Source organism: Clostridium sp. KNHs216 (genome assembly GCF_006714885.1).
GTDB lineage: Bacteria > Bacillota > Clostridia > Oscillospirales > Acutalibacteraceae > Caproiciproducens.
In genome coordinates, this window is record NZ_VFMF01000001.1 from 708,328 (window position 1) to 723,524 (window position 15,197).

Here is a 15,197-nt window from a genome sequence, read left to right on the forward strand (position 1 = left end):
ATTATGGCATTCCATGGGTCGTTTGTCAATTTTTTCAGCTTGCCGGAACCGGTTTGACGGAGCTGCCGATCACGGTGCTGTCAAGGATGACGGCAATGCAAAGGCACAGCAGGACATTGGACTGATTGGCGATATCGACGGCGAAACAGTCGCCGTTTTCGTTCCAGCACCGGCCGTGCGTCATCACGACAGTAGAGTCCACATCGATCAGGTCATAGGAACGCGTCAGAAGATCGCCGCGAAAGCTCCAGCCGACGCCTTTGATTTTAATGGGCTGCTTCGACGAGGCAAGGTTCAGCGTCACGCGCGCGCGCTCCTTGTCCCCGATAAAAACGGAGTACCTCGACATGGCCGAAATCCCCAGACTGAAGATGCGGGCCGCCTCGTTTTGGTTGTTGTCAATCAGGTAGACCTTGCTGCCGATGGACAACGAATCACCGGTAACACTGTAGACAGACTGACCAAGAGCATCTATTACGGTAAAAAGAGCTTCCGTACCGGTGCTCTGTTTAATGTAAAATTTCATGCGCCGGCCTCCCTGTTTGAAATCGATTATTAATGCTTATCATATCATTTTTGTACCGTATAGGCAACCGCCTTTCCGTATAAATATGGAAAAGGCAGAGCGGATTTCCATTGACGTACCTGTGCGGATATACTACAATAAACGGGATCGGAGGTGCTGTTTTGAAAAAATTCCTTCCTCTCAGGCGAATCCGGCTCCTTGCGTTTGCGCCGGCTGCCTTGCTGCTTACCCTTGCCGCGCAAAACCGTCCCGATTTTGCGGAATGGTACGCAAACACCATTTATCCCGTCTTGTCACGCGGGATAAACCGCGTCACTTCCCTTGTCCCGTTTTCCGTTATGGAGGCCCTGATTGTCCTTCTTTGCGCGGGCGCCGTTTTTTATATGATTTTCTTTATTGCCAAAATCATACATAACCGCGGAAAACGAAGAAAAATATTTTCTCTTTTCGCAATTAACCTGATATGCATTGCCAGTGTGCTGTATTTTATGTTTGTGGTTTCCTGCGGAATCAATTATTACCGCTATCCCTTCGCGCAGACCTGCGGGCTGGAAATCCGGCCTTCGTCCAAGACCGAGCTGACGGCGCTCTGTACCGACCTTGCTGATCGGGCAAACGAGCTGCGCAAAGGAGTCCAAACCGACCGGAACTCCGTTATGCGGCTGAACACGGAGGATATTGAGGCAACGGCAAAAAAGGCGAGAACGGCGTTTGACGCGGTCAGCGGGGACTATCCGCTTCTGCGCGCGGGGTACGGTCCGCCGAAGCCGGTGTTTTTCTCCCGGCTGATGTCCTACTGCGACACTACGGGCATTTTTTTTCCGTTTACCTTTGAAGCGAATGTCAACGTGGATATCCCGGATTATTCCATCCCGCTGACAATGTGCCACGAGCTTTCCCATCTGCGCGGATATATGCGCGAGGACGAGGCGAATTTCATCGGCTACCTTGCCTGTGAAAAAAGCGGGGACGCGGATTTCCGGTATTCGGGGACGATGCTTGCCTATATCTATGCTTCCAACGCGCTTTACGGCACCGACCCGTCGGCGGCAAATCAGATTTACGGAACCCTGAGCGACGGCGTCAGACGCGATCTGGAAAACAATTCCGCGTACTGGAAGCAGTTTGAGGGACCGGTCGCCACCGCTGCCGACCATGTCAACGATTCTTATCTGAAGGCGAACAAACAGACGGACGGCATAAAAAGCTACGGCCGGATGGTCGACCTGCTGCTCGCCGAATACCGCACAAAAAAAGGAGCCGGCTGAAAGGCTCCTTTTTTAATCGATACTTAAAACGGCTGTTCAGGCAGCGCCGCGCTCAGGGAGCCGAATCGGAAGCAGTTTCTGAAGCGCCGTCCGGCGCAGGCCCTTTGCTGACGACAATGGAGACCTGGGACCCGTAGGCCATCTGACTGCCCTCCTGCACATCCTTGTAGCCGATGACCATCCCTTTTTCCACGCCGGAGCTGTATTCCTCCGTTTTGGTGGGCGTAAAGCCGGCCGAGGTGACCGCTTCCGAAGCTTCCGCAAGCGTTTTCCCCGCGATCGGCGGAAGAGTGCGCACGGCAGCCCCTTCGCTGACAACGACTACGATCGCCGTCCCCCTTGCCATTTTCGTGCCCGCGGCGGGCGACTGGGAAATGATGCTGCCCTCGGGAATGGTATCGCTGAACTGCTTACTGGACAGAAGCACCTGATAATCCTGACTGGAGGAGGATTCGCCCGAATTGGTCTGCTCCTGAAAAACCTGGCCGACCAGATTGGGCGCTTCGATGAGATTCGGGTCGGCGGAATCGGCAGAATCCACGGAATCCAATGTCATTTCCAGCGAGCCCGCGGTTGCGGACTCAACCTGAGAGGTTTCCGAAGCGAGCGTTTCCGTATCACCCCGTCCGGTGTTGGAAATCCAGATAATCCCGACGATGGTGAACACGATCAGGGCGGCCACACAGGTCAGAATGACCCATACGAAATTGGGAACGCCCTTTTTGCCGTCGTCCTCCTCCGGCTCAGGGGCGGACCGGTGAATCCTCTGGGTATCCTCAATGGTCGCCGTGACGGTCGGCGCGGCGGAAAGCTCGGCGCGGAGCCGCTCAAAGGTGGGGGTGCGTTTGTCCGGAGAAACCTGCAGCGCGTTGGCCATCGCCGTTACCACATGGGGCGGCAGGCTGCGCATAATGCTGGTCGGAATCAAAAGCCGCATATCATTGCGCCTTTTTAAGGCCTCCTGCGGCATGGTGCCCGTCAGGGCAAAAAACAGGGACGCGGCAAAGCCATAGACATCCGTCGACTCATTGGGGACATAGTCCATCACATACTGCTCTATGGCGGCGCAGCCGGGAACGAGGTCCGGCGGCAAATCCGTGTCCATCCGGCGGACGGCGCTGATGCAGAAGCTGCCGAGCTTCATCCTGCCGTCCTGCATGATATTCAGGGTATCGGGAGAAATGCCAAGATGCCGGATTCCCGCCGCCTGCATCGAGCTGAGCGCGGACAGAACGGGCATAAAGAGCTGCCTTGCGGCGTTCCAGCTGAGGTTGCCGCCGCTGCGCTCGACAAAATAGCGGAGCGTAATGCTTTCGCTCCACTCGGAAACGGTATAGGCCGTATGATTTTCCTCAAAGATATCGTAAATCTGTACAATGGCGGAAAGCTCGCGCATGTGCGCGATCTCTCTGGAATAATTCAGAAAAGCGGCGAGACATTCGTCAAAGATGATCTCGCTGCCGCCGATCACACGGATATCCGTCCCGTTGGCGGGTCTTTCGCACAGGGTCTGCGGAAAAAACTCGCGCAGTTCAATCGGTATGTTCAGGACCGTATCGTAGCCGATATAGGTGATTCCCTCGCCGTTGCTCTTTTTCGCGCGGCCGACGATATACCGGTTCTGCAGTCTGGTCCTGTACGGAAGCGCATGGCGCATTTGTGGCTCGGAAGAACTGAAGCCGCAGTTGGAACATTCGGTTTTGCCGTTTGTATCGGACATGCAGTTCATGCATAGATTGTCAAAGCCAGTCATCTTGCTTCCTCCATGTTTCACAAATATGGAAAAACTTTCTATATATTCTTAGTCGTCCATATCCGGATTATCCCAGTTGTGCCAAACATTTTGCACGTCGTCGTTGTCCTCAAGGGCATCGAGCAGACGCTGCATTTTTGTAATGGATTCTTCGTCGGTCAGCGTGGTATAGGTGTTCGGCACCATCTCCACTTCCGCGGAAACAAACTCATAGCCTTTCTTTTCAAGGTCGTCGCGCACGCCGCTGAAATCCTCCGGCTCGGTAACAATTTCAAAGACGTCCTCGTCGGCCTGAAAATCGGACGCGCCCGCTTCCAGGCTGTCCTCCATGACCTTGTCTTCCTCAAGGCCTTCCCTTTCGACGACGATCAGACCCTTTTGGGCGAACATAAACGAAACACAGCCGGTGGTGCCGAGGTTGCCGCCGAATTTGTCAAAATAATGGCGGACGTCGCCGGCGGTACGGTTGCGGTTGTCGGTCAGCGTTTCCACAATGACCGCGATGCCGTTCGGGCCGTATCCTTCGTATGTAATGTTTTCATACTTGGTATCGTCCCCGTCTCCGGCAGCTTTTTTGATAATGCGTTCAATATTGTCATTAGGCACATTGTTGGCCTTCGCCTTGGCAACGCAGTCCTTTAATTTCGAGTTGGTGTTGGGGTCCGGGCCGCCGCCCTCTTTTACCGCTACGGCAAGCTCACGGCCGATTTTTGTAAATACCTTCGCTTTTGCGCCGTCTGTCTTTTCTTTTTTACGTTTGATATTATTCCATTTTGAATGGCCAGACATATTTTTTCCTCCCAAATAATAGGTTACATTTTATAATATCACAATTCACATTCTATGGCAAGCGCCAGCTCCCGGGCGGTATTCCGCGCTTTTTCGAACGTTTCGCGGCCTTCGTCAAAATCCGTTCCCGGCCAGACAGCCATGCCCGCGATTGAGGTATTGATGACGGAAAACGCCAGCTTCAGCTGGCGGGCAATAATTTGTGCGCCCTCGCAGTCCTTTGAACCGCAGGTAACCAGCACGGCGGCCAGCTTATGCTTTTCGACCGGGTTCCTGATGCCGAGGGAAAACCGGGCCGCGAAATACCGCTGCGTCCGGTCGATAATCGCCTTGAGCGGCGCGGGTAGGCTGAGGTTGTAAACCGGCGTGGCGACGACGATCACGTCCGCGGCGCGGATCAGCGCGTCGATATCGTCAAAGTCCGGCTGCGAGCATCTTTCTTCCCCGACGCAGACGTTGCAGGCAATACAGGGCGCAATGTTCCGCTCGTAGGCGCTGACGGTCTCGATCCGCGTACTTCCTTCCAGCGGTTTCAGAAATTCGTTCAGAAGCTTCGCAGTGGTTCCGTCCCTGTTGGGGGAACCGAAAAAGACAAGCACCAGCTTCCGCTCCTCCGCATTTTCTTCCCGCACAGCCTCCGCATGCAAACCGACCACCCCTTTCGCAGGAACAATCACAAAGGTCCGGACACCCGGACAATGTTAAGCCTGCTTTAAAAGTTTGTAAAATATCGTTTATCATCTAATTTCAGGAATAACAATATTTAGCATTCTATTATAATAATTGTACCATACAGCCCCGCCGGTGGGAAGAGCAAACCTGTCGAAATCCGTGCGCCGCCGCGGGAGTGATGAAAATTTTCACCGACGGAAAGGCGCGAAACACCCAAAGATTTATAAAGTCTGTCGCTTGACAATGTGGACTATTTTAGGCTAAAATGTATTATTATCGTTCATGGAATAATATAATCAGAAACGGTGGCATTTTATGAAAATCGGCTTAGATGTCGGCTCCACCACGATCAAATGCGTGGTGCTGGACGACAGCAATCAAATCATATATCAATCTTATGAGAGGCATTTTTCCCAGATTACGCAAAAAATGTCGGAGCTTCTCACAAGAATCAATCAGGAACTCCTCAAAGGCGCGAAGGCCCGGCTTACGGTTTCCGGTTCCGCCGGAATGGGAATTTCACAGTCCTGCAAGCTGCCGTTTATTCAGGAGGTTTACGCGACCCGCGTGGCGATCGGGAAGCTGATTCCCGACGCGGACGTCATCATTGAGCTCGGCGGAGAGGACGCGAAAATGCTGTTTTTATCCGGCGGCATGGAGGTCCGCATGAACGGCTCCTGTGCCGGTGGAACCGGCGCTTTTATCGACCAGATGGCGACTCTTTTGAATATCTCGCTGGACGAAATGGATCAGCTGGCGGAGCAGTACGAGAAAATATATACCATTGCCTCGCGCTGCGGCGTGTTCGCAAAGTCGGACGTGCAGCCCCTGCTGAATCAGGGCGCGCGCAAAAGCGACATTTCGGCGAGCATCTTCGCCGCCGTGGCGAACCAGACGATCGCGGGGCTGGCACAGGGCCGGAAAATCGCCGGAAAAGTGATTTATCTGGGCGGGCCGCTCACCTTTTTGCCGCAGCTGCGCGCAAGCTTTGACCAGGCGCTGAAAACGCAGGGCGTATGCCCCGAAAATTCCCTTTATTATGTAGCAATGGGGGCGGCGCTGAGCAGCGACACCGAAATCGACCTGAAAACCGCTCTGGAAAGCATCGCCGCCTACGGCAATACGGCGAATTTTCTTTCCATTCCCCCGCTGTTTGAAACACAGGCGGATTACGACGCCTTTACCCGCCGTCACTCCGAATGCAAAGCGCCGCGCGGCAACGCGGAAACCTACACGGGCGACGCCTACCTCGGGATCGACGCGGGTTCCACCACGGTAAAGGCTGTTTTGCTTGGCGAGGACGGCGAGGTGCTGGATTCCATTTACCGCAGCAACTCGGGCAACCCGGTTCCGATCATCCGGGAATACCTGCTCAGCGTTTCCGACCGCTTCCCGAAAATCCGGATCGCCGCAGGCGCCGTGACGGGCTACGGCGAGGAGCTTTTGAAAAACGCCTTCAATATTGACTTCGGCATCGTGGAAACGGTGGCGCACTTTACGGCTGCCAAATGTTTTCTGCCCAACGTCGATTTTGTCATCGACATCGGCGGACAGGATATGAAATGCTTTAAAATCCGCAACGGAGCAATCGACAACATCTTTCTGAACGAAGCCTGCTCCTCCGGCTGCGGTTCTTTTTTACAGACCTTCGCCAACACGCTCGGCTATGAGATAGAGGATTTCGCGAAGCTGGGCCTGTTTGCGAAGCACCCGGTGGATTTGGGTTCCCGCTGCACCGTGTTCATGAACTCGCAGGTCAAGCAGGCGCAGAAGGACGGGGCGACCACCGAGGATATTTCCGCCGGCCTTTCCGTCAGCGTGGTAAAAAACGCGATCTACAAGGTCATCCGCGCGGCTTCAGCCGAGGAGCTGGGCCGAAACATTGTGGTACAGGGCGGCACCTTCCTGAACGACGCGGTGCTGCGCGTGTTTGAAAACGAGCTGGGCGTCAACGTTTCCCGCCCGGATATTTCCGGCCTGATGGGCGCTTACGGAGCGGGAATCTACGCCAGAGCCCATTCAAACGGGCAGAGCGCGATCATCGGCAGGGAGGAACTGGAAAACTTCCAGCACGACGTCAGGGTCACCTCCTGCGGGCTGTGCAACAACCACTGCCGGCTGACCATCAACATTTTCGGCGGAAACCGGCGCTTTATCGGCGGAAACCGCTGCGAAAAGCCGGTGACGAAGCGCACGTCAGAGGATGAGCTCAACATGTACGCCTATAAGCTCGGGGTGCTGCGATCTTACCAGCCCATACCGGGCAGAAGGGGCAAAATCGGCATTCCGATGGGGCTGAATCTCTATGAGCTTCTCCCCTTCTGGCACACCTTTTTTACCAAGCTCGGCTTTGAGGTAACGCTCTCTCCCCTTTCCAGCAGGGAGCTTTACATCGAGGGCCAGAGCACCATTCCTTCCGATACGGTGTGTTTCCCCGCAAAGCTGATGCACGGGCATGTGCAGGCTTTGATCGACGAGGGTGTCAAAAATATTTTTTACCCCTGTATGTCGTATAATTTCGACGAGGGTCTGGGCGACAACCACTACAACTGCCCCGTCGTCGCCTATTATCCGGAGGTCATTTCCGCAAACATGAGCATGTCGGAAGGCTTCCACTTTATCCACGACTATGTGGGAATCCACAGAAAACGCGACTTCCCGAAAAAGATGCACGGGATTCTTTCCGGATATTTTGACGATATCTCCCTTTCCGAGGTGAAAGAAGCGGCAAAAGAAGCATACCGCGAATACGACGGCTATTTTGCGAAAATACACGAAAAGGGCGACCAGATCATTGCCGAAGCGCAGAAGCAGCGAAAGCCGATCATCGTCCTGAGCGGAAGGCCCTACCATCTTGACCCGGAAATCAACCACGGCATCGACAAACTGATCGTCAGCCTGGGCGCGGCGGTCATTTCGGAAGACGTGCTGAGCGATAAGGTAAAACGCTTCCACACCACGGTTCTGAACCAGTGGACCTATCACGCAAGGCTGTACGCGGCCGCCGAATACATCGGCGACAAGCCCGACATGAACCTTGTCCAGCTCGTTTCGTTCGGCTGCGGCGTAGACGCCATTACCACCGACGAAGTGCGCAGCATTCTGGAAGCGAACGACAAAATTTACACACAGATCAAAATCGATGAAATTACGAATCTCGGCGCGGTAAAGATCAGGCTGCGCAGCCTCTTTGCCGCTCTGGAGAAATGAGGTGATTCTTTGGCGGAACTGAAATTCAGCAAGGACGGACGCTTGCTTTTTACAAAGGAAATGAAAAAGGAATATACCATCCTCTGCCCCATGATGGCTCCCATCCATTTTCAGCTGATCGTAAACGTGCTGAACAACTGCGGATACCATATTGAGCTTTTGACGAACGACGGCCCGAACGTTGTGCAGGAGGGCCTGAAATATGTCCATAACGACACCTGCTACCCCGCTTTGCTGGTCATCGGCCAGTTTATCGATGCGCTTCACTCGGGGAAATACGACCTGGACCGCACCGCGCTGATTATTACCCAGACGGGCGGCGGCTGCCGCGCGTCCAACTATATCCATCTTCTGCGCAAGGCGCTGAAAAAGGCCGGACTGGAACGGGTTCCGGTTGTTTCGCTCAATATGTCCGGGCTGGAAAGCAACCCCGGATTTACGCTGACCCTGCCGATGCTGCGGAAATTTATCGCGGGACTTGTCTACGGCGACGCGCTGATGCAGCTGGACAACCAGACGAAGGCATATGAAACGATCCCCGGCGAGAGCGGCAGGATGGTCAAAAAATGGACGGACGCCCTGACAGAGCAGTTCAATCAGGGGCAGGGTCTGTCGCTGAAACAGCTGAAAGAAAACCTCCATCAAATCGTTCACGATTTCGCGCAGATCGAAATCGACCGCAGGCCGAAAATCAAGGTCGGCATTGTCGGGGAAATCTATGTGAAATATTCCGCGCTGGGCAACAATCATCTGGAAGATTTCCTCGCGGAACAGGATTGTGAGGTAAACGTGCCGGGCATCCTGAATTTCGGCCTTTTCAAGGTCGACAACCGGCTGGAGGATATCAAGCTGTACGGCGGGAACAAGGCAAAGTACGTGGTCGTCAAGGCATTGATGGACTATCTGCTGAAAATGCAGGACATCCTGATCCGCGCGGTGAAAACCGAGTCCCGCTTTCTGGCGCCGGAGCCCTACGCCCACACGAAAAGCCTGGTGAAAAACGTCATCGGCTACGGCAACAAGATGGGAGAAGGCTGGCTTCTGACCGCGGAAATGCTGGAGCTGGTCGAACAGGGCTATGAGAATATCGTGTGCACACAGCCGTTCGGCTGCCTGCCGAATCACATCTGCGGCAAGGGCATGATTCACCGGATTAAAGCGGTGGACGAACGGTCCAATATTGTCCCCATCGACTACGATCCGAGCGCGACGCGTGTCAATCAGGAAAACCGGATCAAGCTGATGCTGGCCGTCGCCAGGGAGAAGCTTGCTTCACAAACGAATGAAGAGACGGAGAACAAATCATGAAAAAATTAGTCAGTGAATTTAAAGAATTTGCCATGCGCGGAAACGTCATGGATATGGCGGTCGGCGTTGTCATAGGCGCTGCGTTCGGGAAAATCGTGTCCTCGCTGGTAGCCGACATCATTATGCCCGTGCTTTCGCTGGTTACCGGCAGAATCAATTTGACGGCTTTGGCGATGACCATTCCCGCGGCGATGGGAAGTCCCAAACCGATTATCATTACTTACGGAAATTTCCTGCAGACGGTGCTGGATTTCATTGCTGTCGCTTTTTCCATTTTCCTTGTCATTAAGGCATCCAACCGCCTGAAGCGGAAAAAGGAAGAGACCCCGCCCGCCGCCCCGGAAATCAGCCGGGAAGAAGCGCTGCTGATGGAAATCCGCGACCTGCTGAAAAAGGAAAACTGACAGAAAAACACCGTGTAAAACACATCCCCAGCCGGCATTGCTGTCGGCTGGGGATTTTTATCGTCCTGTTAACGCGGATTACCGGTTCCATTTCTCGCTCAGCGCGTTGATCTGGTCGGCAAATTTGGCAAGGTCCTTGTTCGCGCCGCCCTCGTTTCGCTGTATCACCTGTACCAGCCGCTTTCCGGCCTCCGTCAGGCGGGCAAACGGAGCGGAGAATTTCTTTCCCCTGTCCTCCCTGCGCGGGCTGCGCAGCTCCGGCGCGACACCCTCTTCCAGAATACTGTTTTCCGCCAGGTCAAAGGAGGCTTCAAAATTGGGGACAATCGCGTTGTAGCCCAGCTGCCGCAGGGTGTCGCCGAACATCTCGCTGACCTGCAGTTCCCCGTGAACCACGAACACGCGTTTCGGTTTGGGGTCAAACGCCTGAATCCACTGAATCAGGCCCGCACGGTCTGCGTGCGCGGAAAGCGCCCGGAAATTGTAAATATGCGCCTGTACCGTGATTTCTTCGCCGAAAAGCTTCACCTGATCGATCCCGTCGACCAGCATTCTGCCCAGGGTGCCGTTGGCCTGATAGCCCACAAACACGACCGCGCATTCCGGCCGCCACAGATTATGCTTGAGGTGGTGGCGGATTCGTCCGGCTTCGCACATGCCGCTGGAGGAAATGATGACCTTGGGTACATTGTCCATATTCAGCGCTTTGGATTCCTCCACGCTGGCACAGATATTCAGGTTGGAAAAACGAATCGGCTCAAATCCGGCCCTGATGACCTTGACGGCGGCATCGTCGGCGTAACCGTCCAGATTGCCGCCGTAGATTTTAGTTGCTTCCGCCGCAAGCGGACTGTCCACATAAACCGGAAAATCCGGGTTGCTTCTGACAAGGCCGCGTTCCTTCATCTCACGGATATAGTAAAGCAGCTCCTGCGTGCGGCCAACCGCAAAGCTGGGGATGACCACGTTGCCCCCGTCGGAAAGGGTTTTATCGAAAACCTCGGCGAGCTTCGGGACATAGTCGTCCATCTTCTCGTGATCGCGGTCGCCGTAGGTCGATTCCATCAACACATAATCCGCTTCCCGGATATACTGCGGGTCGCGGATGATCGGCTGGTTTTTGTTGCCGATGTCCCCGGAAAAGACGATTTTTTTCGTTTTGCCGTGCTCCGTCAGCCACATTTCCACCGCTGCGGAGCCGAGCAGGTGACCGGCGTCCGTAAAGCGGAACCGGACCCCTTCGCAAAGCTCCACCATTTCCCCATAGGAAAACGGGACCAGCCGGTTCAGCGTTTCCTGCGCGTCCTCCACGGTGTAAATCGGCTCTTCCGGTTCGCGCCCGGCACGCCTTCCCTTCCGGTTCTCGTTGATCGCGTCCATCTCCTGTATGTGGGCGCTGTCGCGCAGCATGATGGAAAGCAGCTTGCAGGTCGCCCCGGTCGCGTACATTTTCCCGTCGTAGCCGTTTTTGACCAGAAGCGGCAGCCGTCCGCTGTGGTCAATATGCGCGTGCGTTACGATGACATAATCGATCTGGGACGCATAAAAAGGCAGCCTGTGGTTGTCGTCCTCGTCGGCGCCCTGCTGCAGGCCGCAGTCGATCAGTATTTTTCTTCCGTTTATAAGTAAGCAGTGGCAGCTTCCGGTGACCTCTTTGTCCGCACCGTAAAATATCAGTTGCATCCTCTATTCTCCTGTCTGTGTATTTTTCATGGACAAAATAAGCTCGACCGGGCAATGGTCGCTGCCCATCACCTCCGGGTGTATGTTGCTGGCCTCGATTCTGTCGCGGATGGAGTCGGACACAAGAAAATAATCGATCCGCCACCCCGCGTTTTTCTCCCTTGCCTTGAACATATAAGACCACCACGTATAGGCGCCTGTTTCCTCCGGGTGCAGGTAACGGAAGGTGTCCGTAAACCCGGCGGCGAGCAGCTCCGACATCTTTTCGCGTTCCTCGAAGGAAAAGCCCGCGTTGCCGACATTGGTTTTCGGATTTTTCAGATCGATCTCATTGTGTGCCACATTCATGTCCCCGCACACAACGACCGGTTTTTTCGCGTCGAGCCGTTTCAGATAAGCGCGGAAAGCGTCCTCCCAGCGCATCCGGTATTCAATGCGCACCAGATCCCGCTGGGAATTGGGCGTATACACCGTTACAAGGTAAAAATCCTCAAATTCCAGCGTGATGGAACGCCCTTCGCCGACATGCTCCGGGTCGTCGATATCATAACCGACGGAAAGAGGTTCTATTCTGGTGAAAACAGCCGTGCCGGAATAGCCCTTCTTTTCCGCGGAATTCCAGTACTGCCGGTAGCCCGGCAAAACGATTTCCGCCTGCTCCGGCTGCATTTTCGTTTCCTGAATGCACACGGCGTCGGCGTCGGCCGACTGAAAATAGTCCGTAAAGCCCTTGTTCAAACAGGCGCGAAGCCCGTTGACATTCCATGATATCAGCTTCAATCCTTCATCCCCCATTTTTTTATTTCCGTCTCCGGCCTGCCGGAGGAACCATTCATTTTCGGTTGAGCAAACACTTTTTGAGTATTATACCATATTCAAATCGAAAAGAGTAAATAATTTTCCTCAGGACTTCCGCGAAAAGCATAAGAGGCGGTGAAAGCGCAATACTTCTTCTATCAAAAATATGCCTTGAACGAAGCCTGCATTCCCGCTATAATAGGGATATGACTTTTTAAAGAATTGATGGAGGAAGATTATGAAAAATCCAATTGTTACCATTCAAACAGGCCGCGGCACGATCAAAATGGAGCTTTATCCCGAAATTGCTCCGAACACCGTAAAGAACTTTATTTCCCTTGTCAAAAAAGGATTTTATGACGGAACCATCTTTCACCGCGTAATCCCCGGATTCATGATTCAGGGAGGCGACCCGGAAGGCACCGGAATGGGCGGCCCCGGCTACAGCATCAAAGGAGAATTCCGCTCCAACCGTTTTCAGAACGACCTGAAGCACTCGAAGGGCGTCATTTCCATGGCGAGGTCCATGAGCCCGAACAGCGCGGGGTCCCAGTTCTTTATCATGGTCGCCGACGCGCCGCACCTTGACGGGGAATACGCCGCCTTCGGCAAGGTGATCGAGGGAATGGAGGAAGCGGAGCGCATTGTGTCGGTTCGCCGCGACTACAGGGATAAGCCGTATGAAGACGAAATGATGAAGAGCGTTACTGTCGATACGTTCGGAGAGGAATACGGCGAACCCGAAAAACAGTAACGGAAGAAATGATATTAGGAGCATGCAATGTCGATTTTTAAAAAATTTATAAGATACTATCAACCGTACCGGGGAATGTTTTACTTCGATATGTTCTGTGCGCTGATTGTGTCGGCGGTTGACGTCGCGTTTCCGCAGATTCTGAACTTTCTGACCAAGGGTCTGTTTGCACAGGAAGCGCACACCATTTTGAAGAATCTCCCGTGGATTGCCGCTGGCCTTCTGGTCATGGAGCTGATCCGCCTCGGCTGCCAGTACTACATTACCAGCTGGGGCCACGTTATGGGCGCCAGAATGGAAAGCGACATGAGACAGGACCTGTTTGACCACCTGCAGCGCCTTTCCTTTTCGTATTACGACCGCAACAACACCGGGGAAATGATGAGCAAGCTTGTGTCCGACCTGTTCGACATCAGCGAGCTTGCCCACCACGGGCCGGAAAACATTTTGATTTCGCTTTTGAAAATCGTGGGAAGCTTTGCGCTGATGATGATCATCAACGTCCCGATGACCCTGATTCTGCTGGGAGTAACGCTGATTATGATTGTTTTCAGCATCCACCAGAACCGGAAAATGCGTGCGGTGTTCATGGACAACCGCAAAAAAATCGCGGGTGTCAATTCCCGCGTGCAGGACAGCCTGGCCGGTATCCGGGTGGTAAAAAGCTTTGGCAACGAGGAGCTGGAGCAGGCAAAATTCAACGAAAGCAACCTGAAATTTCTGGACTCAAAAGAGAGCAGCTACCGGGTGATGGGAAGCTTCCGCGCGGGTACCTCGTTTTTTGAGGGACTGCTCTTTCTGACCGTGCTGGTCAGCGGCGGCCTGTTTATTGCGCAGGGCTCCCTGCACGTTGCCGATCTGGCCGTCTACGCTCTGTACATCAACATTATTATCAACCCCATTGACATACTGATAGAATTTACCGAACAGTTCCAAAAGGGCTACTCCGGCTTCAAGCGCTTTATCGAAGTGGTGGAAACGGAACCGGAGATTATCGACCGGCCGGGCGCGGCCGAGCTGAAGGACGTGAAAGGCGACATCCGCTATCAAAACGTTTCGTTCAGCTACGATTCCGCGAACGACGTGCTGGAAAATATCAATATTTCGATTGAGGCGGGAAAAACCGTGGCGCTGGTCGGGCCTTCGGGCGGCGGCAAAACCACCCTTTGCTCCCTTTTGCCCCGTTTTTACGACGTCACTGCCGGAAGCGTAACGATCGACGGCACGGATGTGCGCGACATCAAGCTGAAATCCCTGCGCAGCGCGATCGGGATCGTCCAGCAGGACGTCTACATGTTTGCGGGCAGCATCAAAGAAAACATTGCCTACGGCAAACCGGACGCGACGGAGGAGGAAATCATCGCCGCCGCAAAGAGCGCGAATATCCACGACTTTATCGCGGGGCTTGACGACGGCTACGACACCTATGTCGGCGAGCGCGGCACGCGCCTTTCCGGCGGGCAGAAGCAGCGTCTGGCCATTGCCCGCGTCTTTCTGAAAAATCCGAAAATCCTGATTCTGGACGAAGCGACCAGCGCGCTGGACAACGAAAGCGAGCGCCACATCCAGAATTCGCTGGAGGAACTGTCCAAGGACAGGACCACCATTGTGATTGCCCACCGGCTCAGCACCATCAGCAACGCGGATGAAATCATTGTGATCGGCGACGAAGGCATTGAGGAACGCGGTACCCATCAGGAGCTGATTGAGAAAAACGGCATCTACGCAAAATACTACAATATGCAGTTTGAAGGGCTGGACGCTTAAAGCTGCAGCATAAAAGGTATCCCCCGCAGCCAGTGGAGGATACCTTTTTTGTCTTATTTGGACCGGAATGTGACCTGATCACCGAACCGGAAGGTTTTATATGTTATCATGAATATACATACTTTGGAATACAAATGGAAAACACAAGTTTACGGTATTTACGGTTGATTCTGCAACAAGATTGTGTTCTTCCCCCCGACTTTGGCGGGAGGAAGAACGTGTTTTATCTAGCAAATTGAAATGGGATCGCTGTAGAAAGAAAGGA

The 15,197-nt window shown here is 53.9% G+C and carries 12 protein-coding genes; 6 read left to right on the forward strand and 6 right to left on the reverse strand.

What is annotated here, in order from left to right; all coding sequences use genetic code 11:
• Positions 1 to 34 precede the first annotated feature (34 nt).
• Positions 35 to 526, reverse strand: a complete 492-nt coding sequence (locus tag LY85_RS03475) for an LURP-one-related family protein (protein ID WP_141825461.1) — start codon at positions 524 to 526, stop codon at positions 35 to 37.
• A gap of 161 nt (positions 527 to 687) precedes the next feature.
• Between LY85_RS03475 and LY85_RS03480 the strand changes: the two genes are divergently transcribed.
• Positions 688 to 1,794 (forward strand): DUF3810 domain-containing protein, encoded by a 1,107-nt coding sequence (locus LY85_RS03480; protein WP_141825462.1) that lies wholly within the window; start codon positions 688 to 690, stop codon positions 1,792 to 1,794.
• A gap of 52 nt (positions 1,795 to 1,846) precedes the next feature.
• Here LY85_RS03480 and LY85_RS03485 read toward each other — a convergent pair whose 3' ends face one another.
• Genes LY85_RS03485 through LY85_RS03495 form a run of 3 tightly spaced genes read right to left on the reverse strand, consistent with a single transcriptional unit; the run spans position 1,847 to position 4,983 of the window.
• Positions 1,847 to 3,547, reverse strand: coding sequence for a PASTA domain-containing protein (locus LY85_RS03485; protein WP_042081969.1), 1,701 nt, complete (start codon positions 3,545 to 3,547; stop codon positions 1,847 to 1,849).
• A 48-nt stretch (positions 3,548 to 3,595) separates the two neighbouring features.
• Positions 3,596 to 4,336 (reverse strand): YebC/PmpR family DNA-binding transcriptional regulator, encoded by a 741-nt coding sequence (locus tag LY85_RS03490; protein WP_141825463.1) that lies wholly within the window; start codon positions 4,334 to 4,336, stop codon positions 3,596 to 3,598.
• Between the two features lie 38 nt (positions 4,337 to 4,374).
• Positions 4,375 to 4,983, reverse strand: coding sequence for a flavodoxin family protein (locus tag LY85_RS03495; RefSeq protein ID WP_185741079.1), 609 nt, complete (start codon positions 4,981 to 4,983; stop codon positions 4,375 to 4,377).
• Positions 4,984 to 5,323: 340 nt separating this feature from the next.
• On the opposite strand from LY85_RS03495, the gene LY85_RS03500 reads away from it, so the two are divergent.
• The 3 genes from LY85_RS03500 to mscL are packed head-to-tail and all read left to right on the forward strand — an operon-like array spanning position 5,324 to position 9,930.
• On the forward strand, positions 5,324 to 8,218 hold the full coding sequence (locus LY85_RS03500; RefSeq protein ID WP_141825465.1) for an acyl-CoA dehydratase activase-related protein: 2,895 nt from the start codon (positions 5,324 to 5,326) through the stop codon (positions 8,216 to 8,218).
• 9 nt (positions 8,219 to 8,227) lie between these two features.
• Entirely contained in the window at positions 8,228 to 9,526 is a 1,299-nt protein-coding gene (locus LY85_RS03505) for a 2-hydroxyacyl-CoA dehydratase (RefSeq protein WP_141825466.1), read from the forward strand.
• Entirely contained in the window at positions 9,523 to 9,930 is a 408-nt protein-coding gene (mscL, locus tag LY85_RS03510) for a large-conductance mechanosensitive channel protein MscL (RefSeq protein ID WP_141825467.1), read from the forward strand. Before LY85_RS03505 ends, mscL begins: the two co-directional genes overlap by 4 nt.
• Before the next feature lie 78 nt (positions 9,931 to 10,008).
• Here mscL and LY85_RS03515 read toward each other — a convergent pair whose 3' ends face one another.
• Both LY85_RS03515 and LY85_RS03520 read right to left on the reverse strand, forming a co-directional pair.
• The gene (locus tag LY85_RS03515; RefSeq protein ID WP_141825468.1) at positions 10,009 to 11,613 is read right to left on the reverse strand and encodes an MBL fold metallo-hydrolase; all 1,605 of its coding nucleotides are present in this window, start codon (positions 11,611 to 11,613) and stop codon (positions 10,009 to 10,011) included.
• A gap of 3 nt (positions 11,614 to 11,616) precedes the next feature.
• Complete coding sequence (locus LY85_RS03520; protein WP_141825469.1) at positions 11,617 to 12,393, reverse strand: exodeoxyribonuclease III; 777 nt, start codon at positions 12,391 to 12,393, stop codon at positions 11,617 to 11,619.
• Between the two features lie 256 nt (positions 12,394 to 12,649).
• On the opposite strand from LY85_RS03520, the gene LY85_RS03525 reads away from it, so the two are divergent.
• Entirely contained in the window at positions 12,650 to 13,165 is a 516-nt protein-coding gene (locus tag LY85_RS03525) for a peptidylprolyl isomerase (protein WP_141825470.1), read from the forward strand.
• A gap of 27 nt (positions 13,166 to 13,192) precedes the next feature.
• The gene (locus LY85_RS03530) at positions 13,193 to 14,932 is read left to right on the forward strand and encodes an ABC transporter ATP-binding protein (protein ID WP_141825471.1); all 1,740 of its coding nucleotides are present in this window, start codon (positions 13,193 to 13,195) and stop codon (positions 14,930 to 14,932) included.
• Positions 14,933 to 15,197 lie beyond the last annotated feature (265 nt).